23 protein-coding genes are annotated in these 21,030 nt (G+C 70.2%); 10 read left to right on the top strand and 13 right to left on the bottom strand.

The genetic code is table 11. The features are described 5' to 3' along the window. Positions 1–87: 87 nt before the first annotated feature. Entirely contained in the window at positions 88–1,119 is a 1,032-nt protein-coding gene (locus ACIQ9E_RS20990) for an aldo/keto reductase (RefSeq protein WP_403709125.1), read from the bottom strand. Further along, the gene (locus ACIQ9E_RS20985; protein WP_403709123.1) at positions 1,116–1,565 is read right to left on the bottom strand and encodes a MerR family transcriptional regulator; all 450 of its coding nucleotides are present in this window, start codon (positions 1,563–1,565) and stop codon (positions 1,116–1,118) included. Before ACIQ9E_RS20985 ends, ACIQ9E_RS20990 begins: the two co-directional genes overlap by 4 nt. Before the next feature lie 90 nt (positions 1,566–1,655). On the opposite strand from ACIQ9E_RS20985, the gene ACIQ9E_RS20980 reads away from it, so the two are divergent. Continuing rightward, on the top strand, positions 1,656–2,471 hold the full coding sequence (locus ACIQ9E_RS20980; RefSeq protein ID WP_403709121.1) for a serine hydrolase domain-containing protein: 816 nt from the start codon (positions 1,656–1,658) through the stop codon (positions 2,469–2,471). A 117-nt stretch (positions 2,472–2,588) separates the two neighbouring features. Here the strand turns inward: ACIQ9E_RS20980 and ACIQ9E_RS20975 are convergent, their stop codons facing one another. The 9 genes from ACIQ9E_RS20975 to ACIQ9E_RS20935 all read right to left on the bottom strand — a co-directional run bounded on the left by ACIQ9E_RS20975 (position 2,589) and on the right by ACIQ9E_RS20935 (position 8,133). After that, complete coding sequence (locus ACIQ9E_RS20975; protein ID WP_403709119.1) at positions 2,589–2,792, bottom strand: hypothetical protein; 204 nt, start codon at positions 2,790–2,792, stop codon at positions 2,589–2,591. Between the two features lie 238 nt (positions 2,793–3,030). Continuing rightward, positions 3,031–3,843: a JmjC domain-containing protein gene (locus tag ACIQ9E_RS20970; RefSeq protein ID WP_403709117.1), complete on the bottom strand. Its 813-nt coding sequence runs from the start codon at positions 3,841–3,843 to the stop codon at positions 3,031–3,033. Between the two features lie 105 nt (positions 3,844–3,948). Further along, entirely contained in the window at positions 3,949–4,458 is a 510-nt protein-coding gene (locus tag ACIQ9E_RS20965; RefSeq protein WP_403709115.1) for a hypothetical protein, read from the bottom strand. A 68-nt stretch (positions 4,459–4,526) separates the two neighbouring features. Then, a complete protein-coding gene (locus tag ACIQ9E_RS20960; protein WP_403709113.1) occupies positions 4,527–4,793 on the bottom strand; it encodes a DUF397 domain-containing protein in 267 nt (88 codons plus the stop codon). Positions 4,794–4,920: 127 nt separating this feature from the next. After that, positions 4,921–5,148, bottom strand: a complete 228-nt coding sequence (locus ACIQ9E_RS20955; protein ID WP_403709111.1) for a hypothetical protein — start codon at positions 5,146–5,148, stop codon at positions 4,921–4,923. A gap of 91 nt (positions 5,149–5,239) precedes the next feature. After that, the gene (locus ACIQ9E_RS20950) at positions 5,240–6,097 is read right to left on the bottom strand and encodes a helix-turn-helix domain-containing protein (RefSeq protein WP_389890195.1); all 858 of its coding nucleotides are present in this window, start codon (positions 6,095–6,097) and stop codon (positions 5,240–5,242) included. Positions 6,098–6,108: 11 nt separating this feature from the next. Then, positions 6,109–6,633: a DUF6879 family protein gene (locus ACIQ9E_RS20945; protein WP_389890198.1), complete on the bottom strand. Its 525-nt coding sequence runs from the start codon at positions 6,631–6,633 to the stop codon at positions 6,109–6,111. Continuing rightward, the gene (locus ACIQ9E_RS20940) at positions 6,611–6,856 is read right to left on the bottom strand and encodes a hypothetical protein (protein ID WP_389890201.1); all 246 of its coding nucleotides are present in this window, start codon (positions 6,854–6,856) and stop codon (positions 6,611–6,613) included. The genes ACIQ9E_RS20945 and ACIQ9E_RS20940 overlap by 23 nt, the downstream gene beginning before the upstream one ends. A gap of 605 nt (positions 6,857–7,461) precedes the next feature. Continuing rightward, a complete protein-coding gene (locus tag ACIQ9E_RS20935; RefSeq protein ID WP_403709108.1) occupies positions 7,462–8,133 on the bottom strand; it encodes a pirin family protein in 672 nt (223 codons plus the stop codon). A gap of 83 nt (positions 8,134–8,216) precedes the next feature. On the opposite strand from ACIQ9E_RS20935, the gene ACIQ9E_RS20930 reads away from it, so the two are divergent. The 5 genes from ACIQ9E_RS20930 (at position 8,217) to fabF (ending at position 13,128) form a co-directional block, all read left to right on the top strand. Beyond that, positions 8,217–9,401 (top strand): CdaR family transcriptional regulator, encoded by a 1,185-nt coding sequence (locus ACIQ9E_RS20930; RefSeq protein WP_006349464.1) that lies wholly within the window; start codon positions 8,217–8,219, stop codon positions 9,399–9,401. A gap of 89 nt (positions 9,402–9,490) precedes the next feature. Continuing rightward, positions 9,491–10,414 carry an ACP S-malonyltransferase gene (locus ACIQ9E_RS20925; protein WP_403709106.1) on the top strand — a complete coding sequence of 308 codons (924 nt, stop codon included), beginning with the start codon at positions 9,491–9,493 and terminating at the stop codon, positions 10,412–10,414. Positions 10,415–10,448: 34 nt separating this feature from the next. Then, entirely contained in the window at positions 10,449–11,450 is a 1,002-nt protein-coding gene (locus ACIQ9E_RS20920; protein WP_403709104.1) for a ketoacyl-ACP synthase III, read from the top strand. A gap of 78 nt (positions 11,451–11,528) precedes the next feature. Beyond that, complete coding sequence (locus ACIQ9E_RS20915) at positions 11,529–11,777, top strand: acyl carrier protein (protein ID WP_366262872.1); 249 nt, start codon at positions 11,529–11,531, stop codon at positions 11,775–11,777. A gap of 85 nt (positions 11,778–11,862) precedes the next feature. Beyond that, the gene (gene fabF, locus ACIQ9E_RS20910; RefSeq protein ID WP_389890211.1) at positions 11,863–13,128 is read left to right on the top strand and encodes a beta-ketoacyl-ACP synthase II; all 1,266 of its coding nucleotides are present in this window, start codon (positions 11,863–11,865) and stop codon (positions 13,126–13,128) included. Positions 13,129–13,219: 91 nt separating this feature from the next. Here fabF and ACIQ9E_RS20905 read toward each other — a convergent pair whose 3' ends face one another. Next, complete coding sequence (locus ACIQ9E_RS20905; protein ID WP_403709101.1) at positions 13,220–13,714, bottom strand: DUF3145 domain-containing protein; 495 nt, start codon at positions 13,712–13,714, stop codon at positions 13,220–13,222. A 259-nt stretch (positions 13,715–13,973) separates the two neighbouring features. Between ACIQ9E_RS20905 and ACIQ9E_RS20900 the strand changes: the two genes are divergently transcribed. From ACIQ9E_RS20900 to ACIQ9E_RS20890, 3 genes are all read left to right on the top strand, one after another. Continuing rightward, positions 13,974–14,999: an SGNH/GDSL hydrolase family protein gene (locus ACIQ9E_RS20900; RefSeq protein ID WP_403709099.1), complete on the top strand. Its 1,026-nt coding sequence runs from the start codon at positions 13,974–13,976 to the stop codon at positions 14,997–14,999. Positions 15,000–15,195: 196 nt separating this feature from the next. Further along, complete coding sequence (locus ACIQ9E_RS20895) at positions 15,196–16,458, top strand: pyroglutamyl peptidase (RefSeq protein WP_403709391.1); 1,263 nt, start codon at positions 15,196–15,198, stop codon at positions 16,456–16,458. Between the two features lie 14 nt (positions 16,459–16,472). Further along, the gene (locus ACIQ9E_RS20890) at positions 16,473–17,186 is read left to right on the top strand and encodes a carbon-nitrogen hydrolase family protein (protein WP_403709097.1); all 714 of its coding nucleotides are present in this window, start codon (positions 16,473–16,475) and stop codon (positions 17,184–17,186) included. A 21-nt stretch (positions 17,187–17,207) separates the two neighbouring features. On the opposite strand, the gene ACIQ9E_RS20885 is transcribed toward ACIQ9E_RS20890, so the two are convergent. Further along, positions 17,208–18,110: an EI24 domain-containing protein gene (locus ACIQ9E_RS20885; protein ID WP_403709095.1), complete on the bottom strand. Its 903-nt coding sequence runs from the start codon at positions 18,108–18,110 to the stop codon at positions 17,208–17,210. A gap of 255 nt (positions 18,111–18,365) precedes the next feature. On the opposite strand from ACIQ9E_RS20885, the gene ACIQ9E_RS20880 reads away from it, so the two are divergent. Further along, on the top strand, positions 18,366–20,912 hold the full coding sequence (locus tag ACIQ9E_RS20880) for a M14 family zinc carboxypeptidase (protein WP_403709093.1): 2,547 nt from the start codon (positions 18,366–18,368) through the stop codon (positions 20,910–20,912). The last annotated feature ends 118 nt before the right edge of the window (positions 20,913–21,030 follow it).

Raw genomic sequence — 21,030 nt, 5'->3', positions numbered from 1 at the left:
CCGGACGGACTCGGCCGGGCACCCGTCGCCCGGCCGAGCCGTCTCCGTCCGTCTGTCCACCCGGGCGCGTCCCACTCCCCCGCGTTCCTACTCCCGCGCCGCCGACGTGGACGACATGTCCTGGTAGCGGTCGCCCGCCACCTGTCCCGCGATCGGCTCCAGCAGCGCCAGTTCCTCCGCCGTCAGGCGCAGGAACGTCGCCGCGGTGTTCTCCCGGACCCGCTCCGGGCGCCGGGTGCCGGGGATCGGCACCACCGGCAGCCCGTGCACCTCGGCCCGCTGCTGCACCCACGCCAGCGCGATCTGGCCCAGGGTCGCCCCGCGGGCTTCGGCGATCGCCCGCACCGGCGCCAGCAGGGCCGCGTTCGTGCGGGCGTTGTCGCCGGTGAAGCGGGGCTGTTGGGCGCGGAAGTCCCGGGCGGGCAGATCGGCCGAGGCATCGGTGAAGGAGCCGGTGAGGAAGCCCCGGCCGAGCGGGGAGTACGGGACGAGGGCGATGCCCAGTTCGGCGGCGGCCGGTACGGCCGTACGCTCCACGTCCCGGCTGAACAGCGACCACTCCGACTGGAGTGCGGTGATGGGGTGCACGGCGTGCGCCTCGCGCAGTTCGGGGCCGGTCACCTCGCTGAGACCGATATGGCGGATCTTTCCGGCGGTGACCAGTTCGGCGAGCGCGCCGACGGACTCCGCGAGCGGTACGGCCGGATCGCGGCGGTGCATGTAGTAGAGGTCCACATGGTCGACGCCGAGCCGGTCGAGGCTGGCGTCGATGGCCTGCCGGATATAGGCGGGGTCGTTGGAGATCCCTCGGTAGTCGTCGTCGTCCGTGCGGACGATGGCGAACTTCGTCGCCAGGGTGATCTCGTCGCGGTGGGCGCGGACGAAGGGGGCGAGGAAGCGTTCGTTGGCGCCGCGCCCATAGGCGTCGGCGGTGTCGAAGAGGGTCACCCCGGCCGCCAGGGCCGCGTCCAGGGCGGCGCGGGCGGCGGTCTCGTCGGTGTCGCCGTAGAACTCGCTCATGCCCATGCAGCCCAGCCCCTGGACGCCGACGAGAGGGCCGTCGGCGCCCAGCCGGGTGCGGGCGATCGGGGTGGTTTCGGGGGACGGTACGGCGTTCATGACGGGTCGGTCCTTCCGTACAGTTCGATCTTGTAGTCCAGGAGCGCGAGGGTCTCCTGGAGTTCGGCGATCCGCGCGCGGACGTCGCGGCGGGTGCGCTCCAGCAGTCCGGCACGTTCGTCGACGGTGTCCTCGCCGAGCCGTACCAGCTCGGCGTAGCGGACCATGGAGGCGACCGGCATCCCGGTCAGCCGCAGCTTGCCGACGAACGCCAGCCAGTCGAGGTCCTGGTTGGTGAAACGGCGCTGGCCGGTGTGGGAGCGGTCGACGTGCGGCATCAACCCGATGCGCTCGTACCAGCGCAGAGTGTGCGCGGACATCCCGACCCAGGCGGCGACCTCGCCGATGGTGTAGCGGTCCTGTCCGTCGGGGCGGGGGTGGCCGGGGTGCGGCTTGCACAGGTCGACGGCCGTGTCATCGGGGCCGCTCTCGGTCAGCGTCGTCATATCTTCCACGCTAGAACCTTCGAGTGCGCTCCAAGCAAGCGCAGCCGCCCGGACCCGGTGACCGGACGGGCACGGGCTACCCTCGTGCGCATGCAGAGCCTGGCGACGACCGAGACATGGCCCGTACCCACCGCCGCTGCCGCCGTGGTCCGTGCGGACGGAACGGTAGCCGGACGGTACGGCCCCACGGAGCACCGTTTCCCGCTGGCCTCGGTGACCAAGCCGCTGGCCGCGTACGCGGTGCTGGTGGCGTACGAGGAGGGCGCGGTCGAGCTGGACGAGCCCGCCGGGCCGCCCGGCGCGACCGTACGCCATCTGCTGGCGCACACCTCGGGGCTGGCCTTCGACGAGCACCGGATCAGCGCCGATCCGGGCACCCGCCGTATCTACTCGAACACCGGCTTCGAGGTCCTCGCCGACCATATCGCCAAGGCGACGGACATCCCGTTCGCCGAGTATCTGCGGCAGGCGGTGCTCGAACCGCTGGGGATGACGGCGACGGCCCTGGAGGGCTCGGCGGCGAAGGACGCCGTGTCCACGGTGGACGATCTGGTGCGCTTCGCGGCGGAGGTGCAGGCGCCGCGGCTGCTGGACGCCCGGACGGTACGGGACGCGATGACGGTCGCCTGGCCGGGGCTCGCGGGGCTGCTGCCCGGGTACGGGCGGCAGACGCCGAACGACTGGGGGCTCGGTTTCGAGATCCGGGACGGCAAGGCACCGCACTGGACGGGCGCCTCGTCGTCGCCGCGGACCTTCGGGCACTTCGGCCAGTCGGGTACGTTCCTGTGGATCGACCCGGACGCGGGGGCGGCGTGCGTGGCGCTGACGGACCGGCCGTTCGGCGCCTGGGCGATCGAGGCGTGGCCGCGGTTCACCGACGCGGTCCTGGCGGAGCTGCGGGGCTGAACCGCTCGCGCGTCACGTCGAGGCCCCCCGCGCGCCTGCCCCTGACCGGGCCCTCGCCCGCTGCGGGAACAGCCCCATTCGGCGCGTGGCCGAGCGGGTCTGTTCACTGTCCGGGAACTAACTGATCTCGTCCTCGGGGGACGGTCCGGCGCCCACTTCGCGTAAGGCGTCACCCGGGTGGTTTCGGTCGTGGCCGTATGCGGCGGCGTTGTTCTGCCGTCCAGCGAGGCTGGCGAGGCTGATCGCCAGGCCGCGGAAAGCGGCGAGGGCTCGGGGAAGGCTGCCGGTGCGGGCCCGGCCGGCGTCTTCGCCGAAGGTCACTCCTCTGCGGCCCCTGGGCCATTGTGGGGCCTGGCTATCCGAAGATCTTGACCAGGGCCCACAGGGAGAAGGCCCAGCCTCCAACCACCACGGCAGCGATCAGGACCGCTGCCAGGGTGGCGGCGATTGGTAACGGAGGTTCCGGTTCCGGCTCCTTGGGAGGTGGGTGCCCTTCCCCGTGGGCCTGAGCGAGACACGCGGCACAGCTCGGGTTGAACGTCATCCCGCGCCTCCCCTCTCAGGTCGTGTACTCCAGCTCGGTTCTGGAGGCCGCCTGCACGGCCGCCATGAGCGCATCCGTGTCGAGCGATTCCAGGTACGTTATGAGGGCGTCTCGCGCACCCCGAAGCTGCTCCGCCAGGGCCGCAGTGCCAAGCTGCCCCGGCAGCACAATCCGCCGGAACTCGGGGTCCTCGATCAAGCCCGCAGTGAGCTTCTCCATGAGCCACAGAGGTGTACGTTCCCTGATCGCAAAGGTCAGGTGCACGCTCGCCTCAAAGCCTTCCGGCACATATGCGTTGTGCACCCATCCACGCGGGAGAAGAAGGGACTGCCCCGCCTCAAGGTCGATACGCAGGTCTGGCCCTTCGGCCTCCCAAGTGGGTATGAACTCGGGACGCCAGACCCTGAAGCTCTCGTTGTAGGACCGCATCGGGGCCTCTACCGGAGGCCGCCAGAGATCCCACCGCTTGGCCCCAGAGAGCTGCACGATCACAGCCATCTGCTGATCCCAGTGGTGCTTCAGCCCCTGATTCCCGGACGGAGTCAGGAAGGCGTGCACGTAGTTCGAGTAGCCCGTCTCCGTCTGAATGCCCTGCGAGATCCTGGCCACCGAAGGTAGGACCCTCTGAAGGTTCCCGATTCTGATCGTGTACCCACCGTTGTAGAGCTTCTGGAGCTTGACTGCGTCGGTTCTCCCCTCTTCTCGCGTGAACGCCTTCGAGTTCAGCGAAGGATTCGGAACGCGTACAGCCGCGATCTCCTCCGCAGGAAGGCAACCCATGGTCATGTGCTCGAAGAGGTGTGGTGCGCTCACGTACGTCTCAAGCACACGGTCCTCTCGGACGTACACTTGCGGCTGAGCCGGCCAAGTCGAGAGAAGGTCATTTACCCCTTGTTCGGGGAGCAAGAGACGCAGCGACACGGCGCTCCCTCCTCACACAGTCGGGTTGAACGGACAGGGGATGTCCGGGTGGAATCGGTTGGGGCAGCAGACCACGGAGAACGAGGCCAGGTTCTCGGAAGCGAGGTAGTGCACCCAGCTCACGTCGACCCCTCGCGGAAGCACGTCTTCGGCGTACTCCAGCTTCTCTTCCAGGCTGCTGTATGCCTTGAGGCCGTCCGCCCGCTCAAAGGGAGGGTTCGCCTCGTAGACCTTCGTCAACCAGGCCAGTGCAGCACCGAGGTCCGACCAGGTTCGCTCGCCGGAAGCGAGCTGCTTCTTCATGAGCCAGTAGCCGGTCATGGTCGGCGGCACGTCGCCGTTCTGGAACTCGGAGGCGGCTTCGCGGTAGCGGTTGAGGAGATCGACCTGCTGCTTGTTCTCAAGGTCGAGAACCGAAGGAGCGCCGTTGGGATGTGGAGGCCTGCGTCCTCCCTCCTGGCCGTACACCTTCGATGGGCCGATCCAGGGGCCGCACCCGTGCCAATGACCGCTCCAGCTCATCTTGACCTTTCAGGGAGAAGGCCGCGCCGCCACGGGAACGGCCCGGCATGGGGAGGGAAGGTGAGGTTCTACGAGGCGAGGGGGAGCCCGCGCTTCTTGGCCCAGCCGATCGCGAGCTTGTCCAGCTCGGCGCCGGTGAAGCGCAGCTCTCGGCCCACGCCCTCGGGCTTTGAGTCACGGATCACGAACCCGTCAGCCACGCCGGGGATGGCCGCGACGTCGGCGCACGCCTCGTGCTCGCCCGACAGGTTGCCGCCGCAGATCAGCTCGAACGTGGCGTCTCCGATGGGCACTTCGTACAGGTTCCGCATAGGGAGTTCACTCTCCTGGTGCATCGACTGTGCGGAGATGCGGTCTCCGCTCCGTCACACACCCCAGACTGGTTCAGACCACTTCGCGGGGATCAGCCTGGGGGAACTGCCCCTCCCTTGGCCGTGCGTCTTCCAAGCAAGGGAGGAGCGTCTAGGAGGCGCTGGGGAGCATGCGATGCGGGATGATTCCGCTCGTGTCGATCGGACGGTACTCAAACGTCCGCCCGGTCGCGGTGCAGAGCGCGTGGTGGTCGAAGTGGAGCGCCCGGCCGCTTTCGCGCTGCGCCCGCACCATGTTCTTGATCGGGTAGAAGACTCCGGAGAAGCCGCTTCCCAGCAGTTCAACTTCCGATGCACCAACGGCGCTCGGCCCTCGCATATCCATCACCTCTCGGCTGCCAGAACCAGTGAGCTGAAGGTAGAGAGAGCGGAAGGCCGAAGTCCAAGAACTTGCACTCGCTTGCAGATTTTCACCTCAGGGCGTTGATCGCCTCCGCGATCAGGCTCCTGGCCTGCAGTCCGTAGTGCGCCATCGACGCCAGCTCAGTGAACATCCGGGCGTAGAGGTCGATCTCACTGGGCTGTTTGATGGTCACTTGCGCGGTGGCCAGCTCGATGATCACGACCTCTTCGTCGAAGATCCAGAAGCCTTCGAGGGGCCACATCACGCGCTCGGACGAGAAGGGCACGATGCCCAGGCTGACGTGTTGCATGGTCGCTACTGTCAGAAGATGTCCAAGCTGCGCGGCCATGACTTCGGAGGTCCCAAACCTGGCTCGAAGGGCTCCTTCCTCAAGGAGGATGCCGAACCTTCGTGCCGCGTCCTGGAGGACCCGTTGCCGGCCCATGCGAACCTCAACGGCTGATTCGAGGTCGTCTGGTAGCCCTCGGAACGTGCTGATGCCGCCCATGATTGCTCGGGCGTACTCCTTGGTCTGCAAGATGCCGGGGATGACGCCCGGCTCGTAGACGCGGAAGTGAGTGGTCCTCTCGTACAGCGGTACGTGGGCCTGCTGCACCTGCCGCATGCCTGATCTCTGCATCCGGGACCACTGGATGTACATCTCCTCGATGCCATGGATCACTGCCAGCAAGTCCGGGAAGACCTCCGGCTTGCCACAGAGGTCCGCGTACGCACGCAGGTCGCCATCAGAGGGGTTCGTCTTGGCGTTCTCGATTCGGGACGCCTTGGACTCGTGCCACCCGGCACGGGACGCGAAGTCCCGTGCCGTCTTGATGCCTGCGGCTACTCTCATCTCCTTCAGACGCTTCCCAAGCGCCCTCCGGGCCTCCTGCACCGAGGAAGAAGGGGAGCTGAACTCCGGCATGGCCGTTCGAGTCAGCTCGGCCGGTACTCCGCGTGGGGTGTCGCCCGATCCCACACCGCCTCGAAGGCGTTGACGCACAGGTCGATGACCTTCCGGTCCGTGGTCATCTCGCAGTCGGCAACGTCCAGCTCCCCATCCCCATCGAAGTGCAGGATGAGAGCCTTCTCGTTGTCGAAGACCCAGAAGTCGTTCCCAGGGAATGGGATGTCCGTGGCCAGACGCCGGGACAGCCAGCCGATCTGCTCGCCCGCCTCAACGTTGGCGTCGGACACGTGATACTCAAACTTGATGTAGTCCGACTCGGGTACGGAGAAGACGCGCGCTCGACGGAGGACGGCACCCCGGTCCGTAGCAGACCTTACCCATTTCAACCAGGGCCGCTGCTCGGGGTCATTGTCCTCGGGAAGGGCCCGATCCCCGGCCTTCCACGCGACGTAACTCGGGTCCGAGAGCATGTAGGCGTCGCGCATCTCAAGGTGGATGGCGGACCTCTTGGTAGAGGCCAACAGCTCCTCAAACGACGGGATCTTCGCCATCCTTCTCCTCTACCTCCGGTGTCATCTCTTGGAAGAACTTGATCACACGCCTCGGGATCTCGACTGCGTCCTCGTGGTCGGGGATGCCCATCGTGGCGCGCTTCCCCGCGTCCAGTACCTTCCATCCCTGGACGATGTAGTTGTCCGTCTCGTCGTCGAGGTAGATGGTGGGCGAGCCGCCGTCCTTACTCTCCGGATCCTTGCCGAGCATGCGCAGAGCCATGATGTCCTCCGTCGCCGGGAGTTGACGATCTCTATGAGAGCTTGCCCCTAACTCGCCCTGTGCCGCACATAACTTGCACGAACTTGCAGAGATTCCAGGCCGGAAGAGCCGGCGGACGCGCGCCGACCCTTCGGCTTCACTGGTGCCGGCCATCGACCGTCAGAGGGGACTGCCATGTGCCCCCGCGCCCGGCGGCACGGCTCCCCCGGGCCAGGGACTCCTGCGGGCCGACAACCCGTAGTCCCCGGCTGGTCGCGCAGTTCCACCCCTACGCTTGGCGGTGTGCGACGCTCGGGCGGCGAGCCCGCCCCCGGCCGGGAACTGTGCAGGGCCGACTGACGGCCGTCCGTAGTTGCTCGCGCCCCCAAACACCCTGCCCGCGCCCTGCCGGAAATGAGGAACCTTCTGGTGGGCAATCAGTCCAGGGGCGATACGAGCAAAAAAAGGGCCCTGGGGGTCCCCCCACGCCGCCAGGCGCAGGTGGGGGATCCCTCCCATGCCCTTGGGCATGGGGGGAGGAACTGCGCGACAAGCCCTATCCGGGCCACAACCGGGAAACGGCCCCCGCAGGGCTCGGGGCAGGCCCCCCTCCCGCACCCCGGGCTTCAGCCCGGCATTCCCGGGAACTCCCAGATCAGAATTTCCGCCGCGGCGTCCGGGCCCGCCGTCAGCGTCAGGCCGCTGGTCTCCGTCAGACGGGCCGAGTCGCCCGGGTGAAGGGTGTCGTCCCCGAGGGTGACCGTGCCGTGGACGATGTGGAGGTACGCGGCCGATGCATCGGGGACCCCGGCGCGCTCCCCCGGCCCCGGGCGGCGGACATGGAGTGCCGCGCCCGCGCGGGGCAGCGGGTACGGCGACCCGTCGGCGAGGCCGCGGACCACGTCGTACGCGGGTGTCCCGCCCGGCTCCAGCGGCAGCAGCCACATCTGGACGAAGACCAGCGGTTCGGGACCGGCGTTGCGCTCGATGTGGCGGACGCCGTCGCCCGCGCTCAGCCACTGCACGTCACCGGGGCGGACCACGGTGGTGTGCCCGGCGGAGTCCTCGTGCGTCAGCTCGCCCCGCGCGACCCAGGTGACGATCTCCGTATGGCTGTGCGGATGCTCGGTGAACCCGGCGCCGGGGGCGAGCCGCTCCTCGTTGCAGGCGATGAGCGTGGCGAAGCGGAGGTTCCCGGGATCGTAGTGCGGTCCGAAGGAGAAGGCGTGCGCCGTCTCGATGCCGGTGCCGGGCTCCCCGCCCGGATAGCGCTGTGCGGCGCGGCGTACGTCGATCACGTGCCCCACGGTAGCCTGCGCGACGCCCCGCGGGATCCGCCCCGGCGGGCCGTCCCGGTCCGCGGATAAGGCAGTCTTGTCACGTGCCCGAACCTGGATCGAACGACGCCCACTCCCACTCCGCGACCCTGAAGCGACTGGAGCAGTCCTCCGGGCGGCTCGCGGCCAACGCCATCGCGCGGATGGACGAGACCCTGCCGTGGTACCGGGCGATGCCCCCGGAGAACCGGTCATGGATCGGTCTGGTCGCCCAGGCCGGTATCGCGGCGTTCACCGAGTGGTTCCGGCACCCCGAGACCCCGCAGGCCATCTCGACGGACGTGTTCGGCACCGCTCCCCGGGAGCTGACCCGGGCGATCACCCTGCGGCAGACCGTGGAGATGGTGCGGACCACGATCGAAGTGATGGAGACCGCGATCGACGAGGTCGCGGCCCCCGGCGACGAGGCGGTGCTCCGCGAGGCACTGCTGGTGTACGCCCGGGAGATCGCGTTCGCGACGGCCCAGGTGTACGCGCAGGCGGCGGAGGCCCGGGGCGCCTGGGACGCCCGGCTGGAGTCGCTGGTGGTGAACGCGGTCCTGTCGGGCGAGGCCGACGAGGGCGCGGTGTCGAGAGCGGCGGCCCTGGGCTGGAACGCCCCGGAGCATGTGTGCGTGGTGCTGGGCACCGCACCGGACGGGGACAGCGAGCTGACGGTGGAGGCGATCAGGCGGGCCGCCCGGCATGCCAAGCTCCAGGTGCTGACGGGGGTGCTGGGCGACCGTCTGGTGGTGATCGCGGGTGGTAGCGACAGCCCGCTGGCCGTGGCGAAAGCCCTGATCGGACCGTATGCGGCCGGTCCCGTGGTGGCCGGCCCCGTGGTGCCGGACCTGCTGGCCGCGACCCGCTCGGCGCAGGCGTCCGCCGCGGGCCTGAAGGCGTGCTCCGCCTGGCAGGACGCCCCGCGTCCGGTGCTGGCCGACGATCTCCTGCCGGAGCGGGCGATCGCCGGGGATCCGGCGGCCCGGGAACAACTGGTGGAGGAGATCTACAGACCGCTGGAGGAGGCCGGCTCCGCCCTGCTGGAGACCCTCAGTGTCTATCTGGAGCAGGCCAGCAGTCTGGAAGGCGCCGCCCGGATGCTCTTTGTGCATCCCAACACCGTGCGCTACCGGCTGCGACGTGTGACCGATGTCACCGGATGGTCACCCTCCGACGTCCGTTCGGCGTTCACTCTGCGAATCGCCCTCATTCTCGGACGCTTGGCCGATGGAGATCAGCAAGCCTAGACTTTTGTGGGACACCAACAATTCCCCTGGCGGTTCTTCGTCCCTGTCCCCACGGGCGTCGGGGACGGCATACAAGAGAGAGTGGGAGAGTGCTCGTACTCGTCGCTCCCGGCCAGGGCGCTCAGACGCCCGGCTTTCTGACCCCCTGGCTCGAACTCCCCGGCGCCGCCGACCGCCTGCTGGCCTGGTCCGCGGCCATTGACCTCGACCTCGTCCACTACGGCACCAAGGCCGACGCGGACGAGATCCGGGACACCGCCGTGGCCCAGCCGCTGCTGGTGGCCGCCGGGTTGCTGGCGGCGCATGCCCTCGACGGGGTCCGTCCGGACGTGGTCGCGGGCCACAGCGTCGGCGAGATCACCGCCGCGGTGCTCGCCGGGGTGCTCGACGAGACCTCCGCGCTGCAGTTCGTCCGGGCCCGTGGTCTGGCGATGGCCGAGGCCGCCGCCGTCACGGAGAGCGGTATGGCCGCCATGCTCGGCGGCGAGCAGGACGTGGTGGTCGGCCATCTGGAAGGACTCGGACTGACGCCGGCCAATGTGAACGGTGCCGGGCAGATCGTGGCCGCGGGTACGGCGGAGCAGCTCGCCGCCCTGGCCGAGAACAAGCCGGAGGGGGTGCGCCGGGTCGTCCCGCTGAAGGTGGCGGGCGCCTTCCACACGGCCCATATGGCACCCGCGGTGGCCGTGCTGGAGGCGAAGGCGGCGGAGCTGACCGTCGCCGACCCGAAGACGGCCTATGTCTCGAACCGGGACGGCGCCGTCGTCACCGGCGGTGAGGAGGTCGTCGCCCGGCTCGTCGGGCAGGTGGCCAATCCGGTCCGCTGGGACCGGTGTATGGAGACCTTCCAGGAGATGGGGGTCACCGCGCTGGTGGAACTCTGCCCCGGTGGCACGCTGACCGGGATCGCCAAGCGTGCCCTGCCGGGGGTCAAGCCCCTGGCCCTGAAGACGCCGGCCGATCTCGACGCGGCCCGTGAACTGATCGCCGAGCACACCGGCCCGGCGGCCTGAAGCGGCCCGGTCCCGGACAAGGAGAGCCGTACACATGGCGAAGATCAAGCCCAGCAAGGGCGCTCCGTATGCGCGGATCATGGGCGTCGGCGGCTACCGGCCCACCCGGGTCGTGCCCAATGAAGTGATCCTGGAGACGATCGACTCGTCGGACGAGTGGATCCGGTCCCGTTCCGGTATCGCGACCCGCCACTGGGCCTCCGACGAGGAGACCGTGACCGCGATGTCCCTGGAGGCGTCGGGGAAGGCGATGGCGGACGCGGGCGTGGAGCCGCACCAGATCGGCGGAGTCATCGTCGCGACGGTGTCGCACTTCCAGCAGACCCCGGCCGTCGCCACCGAGATCGCCGACCGGCTCGGCACCGTCAAGCCCGCGGCCTTCGACATCTCGGCCGGCTGTGCCGGCTTCGGGTACGCCCTCACCGTTGCCAAGGGCATGATCACCGATGGCTCCGCGGAGTACGTCCTGGTGATCGGGGTGGAGCGGCTGAGTGATCTGACCGATCTGGAGGACCGGGCCACGGCCTTCCTGTTCGGTGACGGCGCGGGCGCGGTCGTCGTGGGTCCCGCCCAGGAGCCGATGATCGGCCCGACGGTCTGGGGCTCGGAGGGCGACAAGTCCGACACCATCAAGCAGACCGTGCCGTGGACGGACTACCGCGACGGCACGGTGGAGCGGTTCCCCGCGATCCGGCAGGAGGGCCAGGCGGTCTTCCGCTGGGCCGTGTTCGAGATGGCGAAGGTCGCCCAGCAGGCGCTGGACGCGGCCGGGATCACCGCCGACGATCTCGACGTCTTCATTCCGCACCAGGCCAATATGCGGATCATCGACTCGATGGTGAAGACGCTGAAGCTGCCGGACCATGTCACGGTCGCCCGGGACGTGGAGACCACCGGCAACACCTCGGCCGCCTCGATTCCGCTCGCGATGGAGCGGCTTCTGGCGACCGGGCAGGCCAAGAGCGGCGACACGGCGCTCGTCATCGGCTTCGGGGCGGGTCTCGTCTATGCAGCGACGGTCGTTACCCTCCCCTAGTCACCGGAACTTCCGGACCGGCGGACGGATTCTCCGGACGCCTTCCCTCTGACACAGAATCAATCGAAGGAGCGCCACATGGCCGCCACGCAGGAAGAGATCGTCGAGGGCCTCGCCGAGATCGTGAACGAGATCGCCGGGATCCCCGTCGAGGACGTCAAGCTCGACAAGTCCTTCACCGACGACCTGGACGTGGACTCGCTCTCCATGGTCGAGGTCGTCGTCGCCGCCGAGGAGCGCTTCGACGTCAAGATCCCCGACGAGGATGTCAAGAACCTGAAGACCGTCGGCGACGCCGCGCAGTACATCCTCGACCACCAGGGCTGATCCTCGCCCAGGTTCGGGCGCTTGTCGCCGCCCCCGGTGGCGCCGAGAAGATTCAGCACCCCCTACACGTGGAGAAAGAATTCCGATGAACTCGACCAATCGCACCGTGGTCGTCACCGGTATCGGCGCAACCACACCGTTGGGTGGCGACAGCGCATCGACCTGGGAGGGCCTGGTCAGCGGGCGCTCCGGAGCCAAGGCTCTCGACCATGAGGGCTTCGCCGAGCTGTCGGTCCGGATCGCCGCTCCGGCGGCGGTCGACCCGTCCGAGGTACTGCCCCGGCCGGTCGCCCGCAGGCTGGACCGCTCGGCGCAGTTCGCGCTGATCGCGGCGCGGGAGGCCTGGGCCGACGCCGGTTTCGAGACCCCCGCCGGTGAGGACTCCGAGGTCGACCCGGACCGGCTGGGCGCGGTCATCGCGTCCGGTATCGGCGGGGTCACCACCCTGCTCGACCAGTACGACGTGCTGAAGGAGAAGGGCGCGCGCCGGGTCTCCCCGCACACCGTGCCCATGCTCATGCCGAACAGCCCGTCCGCCAATGTCGGCCTGGAGGTCAACGCCCGGGCCGGGGTGCACACCCCGGTATCGGCGTGTGCGTCCGGCGCGGAGGCGATCGGGTACGCGGTGGAGATGATCCGTACGGGCCGTGCGGACATCGTCATCGCGGGCGGTACGGAGGCGGCGATCCACCCGCTGCCGGTGGCCGCGTTCGCCAATATGATGGCGATGTCGAAGAACAACGACGAGCCGGAGAAGGCCTCGCGGCCGTACGACACGGCCCGGGACGGCTTTGTGCTCGGCGAGGGCGCGGGTGTCGTGATCCTGGAGTCCGCGGAGCACGCGGCCCGGCGCGGCGCGAAGAAGATCTACTGCGAGGTCCTCGGCCAGGGGCTCTCCGCCGACAGCCACCACATCGCCCAGCCCGAGCCGACCGGCCGGGGTATCGCGGCGGCGATGCGCGGGCTGCTGGAGACCACGGATCTGAAGCCCGAGCAGATCGCGCACCTCAACGCGCACGCCACCTCCACTCCGCTGGGTGACGTCGCCGAGGTGAAGGCGCTGCGCCAGGTGCTCGGTGACGACCTCGACCATGTCGCCGTCTCGGCGACCAAGTCGATGACGGGTCATCTGCTGGGTGGCGCGGGCGGTGTCGAGACGGTGGCGACGGTGCTGGCGCTGTACCACCGCACCGCCCCGCCGACGATCAACATCGACGAGCTGGACCCGGAGGTCGACGCGGACATCGTGCGCGGCGAGGCCCGGGCGCTGCCGCGGACCACGATCGCGGCGATCAACAACTCGTTCGGCTTCGGCGGCCACAACGTGGTGCTGGCGTTCCGCTCGGTGTGAGATCCGACGACGGCCGGCCGTCCAGGGCTCGTACGGCCCCCTTCGGGGGGTGGTACGGGCCCTTCGCCGTACCAAGGGCCCGGCGGTGGGATCAGACGACCTGGTGCAGCCAGCGGACCGGGGCGCCCTCGCCCGCGTACCGGAAGGGTTCCAGTTCGTCGTCCCACGGCTTGCCGAGCAGTTTGGCCAGCTCCGCCTCCAGGACGGTCTCGCCCCGGGCGGCCCGGACCATGGCGGCCCGCAGCCGGTCCTCGGGGATGAGGATATCGCCGTGGATACCGGTGACGGCATGGAAGATGCCGAGGTCGGGGGTGGCGCTGTACCGCTCGCCCTCGGCGGTGGCGCACGGTTCGGCCGTGACCTCGAAGCGCAGCAGATGCCAGCCGCGCAGCGCGGAGGCCAGTTTGGAGGCCGTGCCGACCTCGCCGCGCCAGGACAGTTCCGCTCTCCAGGTGCCCGGGGATGCGGGCTGCCGGATCCAGTCGAGCTGCACCCGTACGCCGAGCACACCCGCCACCGCCCATTCGACGTGCGGACAGAGCGCGCGTGGAGCGGAGTGGACGTAGAGAACGCCGCGTGTCGTCACCGGGACCTCCAGTGTGGGACGAGGATCGCCTTCCCAGCGCTCTCAGTAAACAGCATCAGGAGTGAATCTCCACAAAAGGGACAGTATGTGACGTGATGTAATTTACCGGAGCCGATGGGCACGATGCCTCAGGACCGACGGGGAAAAGCTACCGTGAGTGGGTGCCCATGGGGTGACGTAATGTCGGTCCGGCGGGCTGTACGCACCAAGCTTTCACTCGGCAGGACCTCGGGGGCATCGACACGGAGGGGACACCGGGATGCACGACCGGCACTCGGCGGCGCGGACGACCGGATACGGAACCAGCGGGGGGACGGACGGCGGGGACGGAACCGGAACGGGGGATCCGGGAGCGGACGCGGGAACGCCGGACGCGCGTCCGGCCCGGCGCCGGGGGCGGGCCGCCGCCGCTGCGGGGGTGAGCGCGGCCCTCGTCCTGACCGCCGTCCTCACGGGCTGTGACAGCTCGTCGGACTCGGACGACGGGACCAGGACCAAGGGCGCGGCCGTCAAGAAGGCCCCGGAGTTCGTCTGGGACCGCAGCCCCGGGACCATCGCCGCGGTGGGCGACTCCATCACCCGCAGCTTCAACGCCTGCTCGGTGCTCGCCGACTGCCCCGAATCGTCCTGGTCCACCGGCACCGACTCCCGGGTCCGCAGCCTGGCACTGCGGCTGATCGGCGATCCGGCCACGGTCTCCCAGCGGACCTGGAACTATGCGAAGACCGGCGCCGAGATGGCGGATATCCCGGCCCAGATGACCAAGGCAGCGGCCCGGAAACCGGAACTGGTGACGGTGCTGGTCGGCGCCAACGACGCCTGTTCGGACTCCGCCGATCTGATGACCCCGGTAGAGGATTTCCGCGCGTCGTTCACCGGTGCCCTGAAGCAGCTGCGGACGGTGTCGCCCAGGAGTCAGGTGTACGTGTCGAGCGTGCCCGATCTGAAACGGCTCTGGGAAACCGGGCGGGAGGATCCGGTCGGCCGGCAGATCTGGAAGCTCGGTATCTGCGCGTCGATGCTGAAGGACTCCGAGGATCTGGGCCCCGAGGCCACGGCGCGCCGGGCCCGGGTGCAGGAGCGGGTGGTCGCCTACAACACGGTGCTGAAGGACGTCTGCGCCACGGATCTGCGCTGCCGTTACGACGGGGGCGCGGTGTTCTCGTACGCCTTCGAGGGCGACCAGCTCAGCCGCTGGGACTGGTTCCATCCGAGCCGGAACGGGCAGAGCAGGCTGGCGGAGATCGCGTACCGGAACATCACGGGGGCCGCCGCACCGAAGTGAGCCCGGCGGACCGGGCGGACGCCGGGTAGCCGGGCGTTTCCCCCGAACGGCCCTTACCGGTCCTCACCGGCCGTTCCGGTGCACCCGGTATGCGGTGGCGGCGGATCGCGTAGCCAGAGTCCGGGCCGGGGGGTGATACTTCCGCCACCCGTACAACGGAAGGATCACCTCCTTGTCGCCGTCGCCGCTCTTCCCGATACCCGTACGCGTCCCCGCCGTGTCGGCAGCCGCCGCCGCGGCGCTGCTCTCCCTGGCCCTGGCCGCGCCCGCCCAGGCCGCGCCCCCGGGCTCCGCCTCCCCCGCCGCGCCGGCTCCGGCCACGGTCGAGGAGGCGCGGCTGGACCGGGCCGTACCGCAGGAGCTGCTGCGGCGCGGCGGCTTCGGCACGGTGGCACCGGCGTTCGCCCGGAGCCTGGCGCGGGCGGGCTCGTACCACCAGGCTGCGAAGGCGGCCACGGGGCACGGGGCGGCGCTCTGGCAGCGGGCCGTCGACCGGGCCCAGGGGCGCGGCCCGCTGGCCGGCGATCTCAGCCGGGACGACGACCGCCCGCTGTACTGGGCGCGGCTTGCGATGGTCCGTGAACTGCGGCTGTGGCAGCCGTCGTTCGGCCTCGGCGGCACGGAGCGCGCCGGACTGCTGGACCGGCTGGAGCGGTCATCGCGCGGCCAGGACTCGCTGCGCTTCCCGGACGGCCACGGCAAGGGCAAGGGGTTCAAGCGGATCCTGATGACCGGCTTCGACCCGTTCACACTCGACCGGGACATCCGGATCAGCAATCCGTCGGGGGCGACGGCGCTCGCCCTGGACGGAACGGTGATCCGCACCGCCGAAGGACCGGCCCGGGTGGAGGCCGCCGTCTTCCCGGTCCGCTGGGCGGACTTCGCCGACGGTACGGTCGAGCGGACCCTCCGGGCCCAGTTGCCGAAGGCGGACCTGTTCACCACCGTCAGCCAGGGGCGGCCCGGCCGCTTCGACATCGAGCGCACCAACGGCGCCTGGCGCGGCGGCTTCGGCGACAACGACAATGTGTCGCGGCTGGAGACGGTCCCGGTCTCCGATCCGGCGACGCAGCCGCAGTGGACCTCGTCGACGCTGCCCGCCGCGGCCGTCGTCGCCGCCCCCACCGGCCGCTTCCCGGTGTACGACAACACCTCGGTGACCGAGATCCCGGCGGGCGGTACCGCGCCCGTGGACCGGCCGGGCGGCCCGACCCCGGGCTCCACCGCGCGGGCGGGCGGCGGCGGCAACTACCTGTCGAACGAGATCGCGTACCGGGCGACCCTGCTCCGCGACCGGCTGGGGCTGGACATTCCCGGCGGCCATGTCCACACCCCGGTCCTGGCGTTCGGCGCGGGCAACACCACGGAGCTGACCGACCCGGTCTTCGTACAGAACCGGCTCGACATCATCGCGCAGGTCAGGGAGATCATCCGGGTGGCGGCCGAAGCCGACGGCTGAGCCATGATGGCGGTATGAAGATCGCAGCGGCGCAGTTCGCGCCGGTACCCGGTGAGCCGGTGGCCAATGTCCGTACGATCGCGGAGCTGATCCGTGAAGCGGCCGGGCAGGGCGCCCGGCTCGTGGTGTTCCCCGAGTTGTCGACGACGGGCTACTTCACCCGGCGGCCGGCGGAGGAACCGGATCCGGTCCTCGGCGAGGACGACGAGCGGTGGGGTCCGGTGCGCGAGGCCTGCCGGGCGGGCGGGACGGCGGCCGTGGTCAACGCGGCCGTACGGACACCGTCCGGGCGGCCCGCGGTCGCGACCCTGGTCTTCGGTCCGGACGGCGCGCTGCTGACCCGCTACGACAAGGTGCATCTGCACGGTGTGGAGCGGGAGATCTTCGCGGCGGGCGGGCAGGACGGCGGTTTCGATCTCGACGGCGTCCGGTTCGCCCTTGCGACCTGCTACGACAACCGGTTCCCCGAGGTGGCCCGCCGCGCCCGGGAGTCGGGCGCGGCGGCTTGTCTGGCGAGTTCGGTGCTGGAGCTGGGCAACGACTCGTTCGAGACGGTGTATCCGGTACGGGCCCGGGAGAACGGCCTGTACGTGGTGCTGGCCAATGCCCTCGGGGTGAACGACTGCGGCGACTGCCGGGGCGACAGCGCGGTCTGGGGGCCGGACGGCACCCGGCTGGCGGCGGCGGGCTCGGCGCCCGGGGTGCTGGTGGTGGACCTGCCGCTCTGACGGCGGGCCGGCCCCGCCCGGTCAGTGCGGGGGCTGCTGCGGGGCCCGGTCCGGGTGCTGGTACGACACCGGGCCGCCGTACCCGGCGCCGGGCGGCGTCGCCGGCTTGTCCAGCGCGGCTCCGGGCCCGGCTGTGTTGTCGGTGTAGGTGTCGGTGTCGGCCGGGTGATCGGTATCGGGGGCGGGCGGGACCGGTGCCAGTTCCCGGGCCATCAGGGTCGCCCCCGCAACGGCGCCGGGCATCAGGAAGACCGCGACGAACGGCACCAGGAAGGCGAGCGCCAGCGGTACGCCGAAGCCGAGCGTCAGCATCCGGCGGCCGCGCAGCAGGCGCAGCCGGTCCTTGAGGAGCATGCGGCGGCGCTGGAGGGCCACCGCGGTCAGCTCCTCGGCCAGGAAGTAGCCCGTGACACAGAAGCCGAGGACCGGGACGACGGTCTGTCCGAGGACCGGGACGAAACCGAGGGCGAAGAGGACGATCCCGTACACCGCGACCCTCAGGACGATCCGCACCGAATCCCGGGCGGAGATCCACAGATCGCGCCAGAACGAGTTCCCCGACTGCGGGACCTCGCCGCCCTCGCTGCGGTCGACCTCCTCGGACAGCGACTCGTAGAAGGGCTGGCCGACCAGGAGGGTGACGGCGGTGAAGGTGATCACGGCGAGGAAGAGGCCGAGTCCGAGGGTCAGCGCGGTCAGGGTGCCGCGGAAGATGCCCAGCCAGGGCGAGGACCAGCCGTCGGCGAAGGGCGTCGTCCAGGCCACGAAGTCGTCGGCGCCGAAGGCCAGGCCGACGAGGGCGCCGAGGTAGAGCACCAGGGTCAGCAGTCCGGGGAGCAGCCCCAGGCCCAGCCGGCGGCCGCGGCCGCCGACCCAGCGCTGGCCCTTCATCAGATAGCCGAAGCCCTTGCCGAGATCGTTCATGGCGGTGAGCCTATCCGGCCCCCGTCGCGCTCCTGTTCGGATGTTGTCCGGCCCCGGTCACGGCGTCCGGTCTGCGTCCGGTCTGCGTCCGGTCACGGCGTCCGAGCATGGCTGAAAACCGAATACGTGGCTTATACCTCTTGATTGTTCCGGAGCTGAACCGGTAGACCGCTGCGTACCGATTGCTTCTGGCGCATGCGGCACATCCGTGTACCTGCGTCACAGCGTCGACCCCCGATTCCGGAGGAACCACGCATGGGCATACCCAGACCTGTTCTGGTCACCACCACGGCGCTCGCCGTCGCCGTGCTTCTCGCACCCGTACCGGCGGCGGCTCTGCCCGGCAAACCGGCCGCACCCGGTCTGCCGGGCCAGCCGGGCGGCCCCGATCCGCTGCGCGACGAGGGCACGACCGACTCCGCGCTCTCCCGGGCCCCGCTGGCCGCGGCCCGTAACGCGCTCTCCCTGCCCACCCCGTCCTTCCACCGCACCGAGGGCTATCCGCGGCGGACGACGCTGACGGCGCCGCCCGTGGACCCGGCCGACAAGTCGGTCAAGCTGGGACTGGTGCCCTACCACTCCATCGCCCCGAAGCTGAACGAGCTGCAGGCGCTCGGCAACCGGGTCAGTGTGGAGATCGCGGGCCGCTCGGCGACCGGGCGGGAGCTGTACCTGGTCACCGTCACGGCACCCGAGAGCGCCCGCGAGGTCCGTGAGCAGGAGCGGATGCGGGAGCGAATAGAGAACTCCCCGGCCTCCGCCGCCCGGGACAAGGACATCAAGAAGGCGTACAAGACGCCCGTCTTCATCAACAACAACATCCACGGGAACGAGTGGGAGGGCACGGACGCGGCCCTGAAGCTCATCGAGGAACTGGCGAAGGCCAAGGACGCCAAGACCCTCTCCCTGCTGGCGAAGAACCGCATCTACCTGAACGTCACCGCGAACCCGGACGGCCGGGTCGCCGGGACCCGGGCCAACGCCAACGGCTTCGACCTCAACCGCGACTTCATCACGGCCACGCAGCCCGAGACGCGGGCGATCCGGCAGCTCGCCATCGACAAGCAGCCCGCGGTCATGCTGGATCTGCACGGGTACGTCAACGGCACGCTGATCGAACCGACGACCCCGCCGCACGGCGAGAACTACGAGTACGACCTGTTCCTGAAGAACGCCTACGCCAACGCCCTCGGCATGGAGAAGGCCGTCAACGGGCTGGGCTACACGGCGGAGAAGGACGGCGTCCGGCCGGTCGAGATCCCGTTCCGGGACTCGGCCGAGGGCTGGGACGACTGGCCGCCCATCTTCACCCCGCAGTACATGCCGTTCCAGGGCGCGGTGGCCTCGCACACCATCGAGTTCCCGCTGCGGGTCAACGGCAGCTCCTACGACACCCTGCCGGTGGCGGAGCTGCGCCGCCGCTCCGCGATCAACACCGCGATCGCGGGCGCCGCGATGCGCGCCACGCTCGACTTCACGCAGACCAACCGCGCGCAGGTGCTGGCGGACCAGATCGAAACGTTCCGGCGGGGTGCCGCGGGCGAGGCCCAGCGGCCGGTCTCGGAGGAGACCGTGCCGGGTGTGCCGGGGATCGGCCCCGAGGACGTCTACACGACCACCTTCCCGCGGGCATACGTCATTCCGGCGGGGTCGGGTCAGCGCAGCGGGGTCGCGGCGGCCCGGCTGGTGGACCATCTGATCGCCAACGACGTCCGGGTGGAGCGGGCCGTACTGCCGTTCCGGGTGGGCCAGAAGGTCTATCCGGCCGGTTCGTACGTGGTCGACATGCGGCAGCCCAAGCGCGGCATCGCCAATGTGATGCTGGCGGCGGGCCGGGACATCAGCGCGGACGTGTCGACGATGTACGACATCTCCGGCTGGAGCCTCGGACTGCTCTGGGGTGCTTCCGTGGACCGGGTCGAGCGCGGTGATCTGCGCGTGGCCGCCCGTCCGGTCGCCGCGGCGGCGCCGAGCGGATCCGTCGCGCCGTGGGGCGATCTGAAGCTGAGGCTCGACGACCCGAAGGAACTGGCGGCGCTCAACTCCCTGCTGGGCCAAGGTGTCGCGGTACGGCGTACGGACGACGGTGCGGCGATCGTGCCGGCTTCGGCCCGCAGGGCCGCGGCGGTGGCGGCGGACCGCTTCGGGGTCGCCTTCACCTCGACACGGGAGCGCGGGGTGGCACCGCTGAAGCGGACCCGGGTGGCCGCGGCGGTCACCTCCGGCGAGCAGTTCGCGCTGCGGGAGATGGGCTTCGACGTGGTACCGGTGTCGACCGCGACGCTGAACGCGGGCTTCGACTGGACCGGCGCGGAGGCCCTGGTCGTCTCGACCGGGCTGAGCTGGTCGGGGCTGACCCCGGCGGCGCGGGACGCCTTCGCCGCGAGCGGCGCGGGCTTCGTCGGACTGGGCGCGGCGGGTGCCGCGTTCGGCAACGGCGCCGGGCTGATCACCGCGACGGCCGTGGAGGGCAACGGCGACGCCAACGGTGTCGTCAAGGTCTCCAATGCGGGCGGTGCGCTGACCGGCGGGGCGCCGGGGCACTCCTTCGTCTACTCCCCGGTGTGGTTCACCGGTCTGGGCGACGGCGTCCGCGCCGACCAGTCCTACGGCACGGGCAATCCGCTGGTGTCGGGCCACTGGCGGGCCCTGGCCGACGGCACGGGCGGTCCGGCGGACGCGGCCGGGAAGCCGTCGGTGGTCAGTAAGGGCTCGGCGGTGCTGATCGGCACCGAGCCGCTGTTCCGGGACCACCCGAAGGGCGCCTTCGCGGTGGTGGCACGGGCGCTGCTGACGCGCTGACCCCCGCGGCAGCGGGAGAACGCCGTCTCCACACCGCTGCCGGTGCTGCCCTTCCGGGCGGCACCGGCAGCGACGGGACTGTGCTCCGATGACGGGGCACGGGCCACAGGCCTACGGG

This window comes from Streptomyces sp. NPDC094448 (assembly GCF_044763775.1).
Lineage (GTDB): Bacteria > Actinomycetota > Actinomycetes > Streptomycetales > Streptomycetaceae > Streptomyces.
The sequence above is the reverse complement of the archived record's forward strand: the minus strand, read 5'-3'. Positions and strand labels throughout refer to the sequence as shown.

Coding starts and splice junctions, on each gene's coding strand:
- ACIQ9E_RS20990 (WP_403709125.1), bottom strand. CDS start 1,119: ATGAACGCCGTACCGTCCCCCGAAACCACCCCGATCGCCCGCACCCGG.
- ACIQ9E_RS20985 (WP_403709123.1), bottom strand. CDS start 1,565: ATGACGACGCTGACCGAGAGCGGCCCCGATGACACGGCCGTCGACCTG.
- ACIQ9E_RS20980 (WP_403709121.1), top strand. CDS start 1,656: ATGCAGAGCCTGGCGACGACCGAGACATGGCCCGTACCCACCGCCGCT.
- ACIQ9E_RS20965 (WP_403709115.1), bottom strand. CDS start 4,458: ATGAGCTGGAGCGGTCATTGGCACGGGTGCGGCCCCTGGATCGGCCCA.
- ACIQ9E_RS20960 (WP_403709113.1), bottom strand. CDS start 4,793: ATGCACCAGGAGAGTGAACTCCCTATGCGGAACCTGTACGAAGTGCCC.
- ACIQ9E_RS20955 (WP_403709111.1), bottom strand. CDS start 5,148: ATGCGAGGGCCGAGCGCCGTTGGTGCATCGGAAGTTGAACTGCTGGGA.
- ACIQ9E_RS20950 (WP_389890195.1), bottom strand. CDS start 6,097: ATGCCGGAGTTCAGCTCCCCTTCTTCCTCGGTGCAGGAGGCCCGGAGG.
- ACIQ9E_RS20945 (WP_389890198.1), bottom strand. CDS start 6,633: ATGGCGAAGATCCCGTCGTTTGAGGAGCTGTTGGCCTCTACCAAGAGG.
- ACIQ9E_RS20940 (WP_389890201.1), bottom strand. CDS start 6,856: ATGGCTCTGCGCATGCTCGGCAAGGATCCGGAGAGTAAGGACGGCGGC.
- ACIQ9E_RS20920 (WP_403709104.1), top strand. CDS start 10,449: ATGGCGAAGATCAAGCCCAGCAAGGGCGCTCCGTATGCGCGGATCATG.
- ACIQ9E_RS20915 (WP_366262872.1), top strand. CDS start 11,529: ATGGCCGCCACGCAGGAAGAGATCGTCGAGGGCCTCGCCGAGATCGTG.
- fabF (WP_389890211.1), top strand. CDS start 11,863: ATGAACTCGACCAATCGCACCGTGGTCGTCACCGGTATCGGCGCAACC.
- ACIQ9E_RS20900 (WP_403709099.1), top strand. CDS start 13,974: ATGCACGACCGGCACTCGGCGGCGCGGACGACCGGATACGGAACCAGC.
- ACIQ9E_RS20890 (WP_403709097.1), top strand. CDS start 16,473: ATGAAGATCGCAGCGGCGCAGTTCGCGCCGGTACCCGGTGAGCCGGTG.
- ACIQ9E_RS20885 (WP_403709095.1), bottom strand. CDS start 18,110: ATGAACGATCTCGGCAAGGGCTTCGGCTATCTGATGAAGGGCCAGCGC.
- ACIQ9E_RS20880 (WP_403709093.1), top strand. CDS start 18,366: ATGGGCATACCCAGACCTGTTCTGGTCACCACCACGGCGCTCGCCGTC.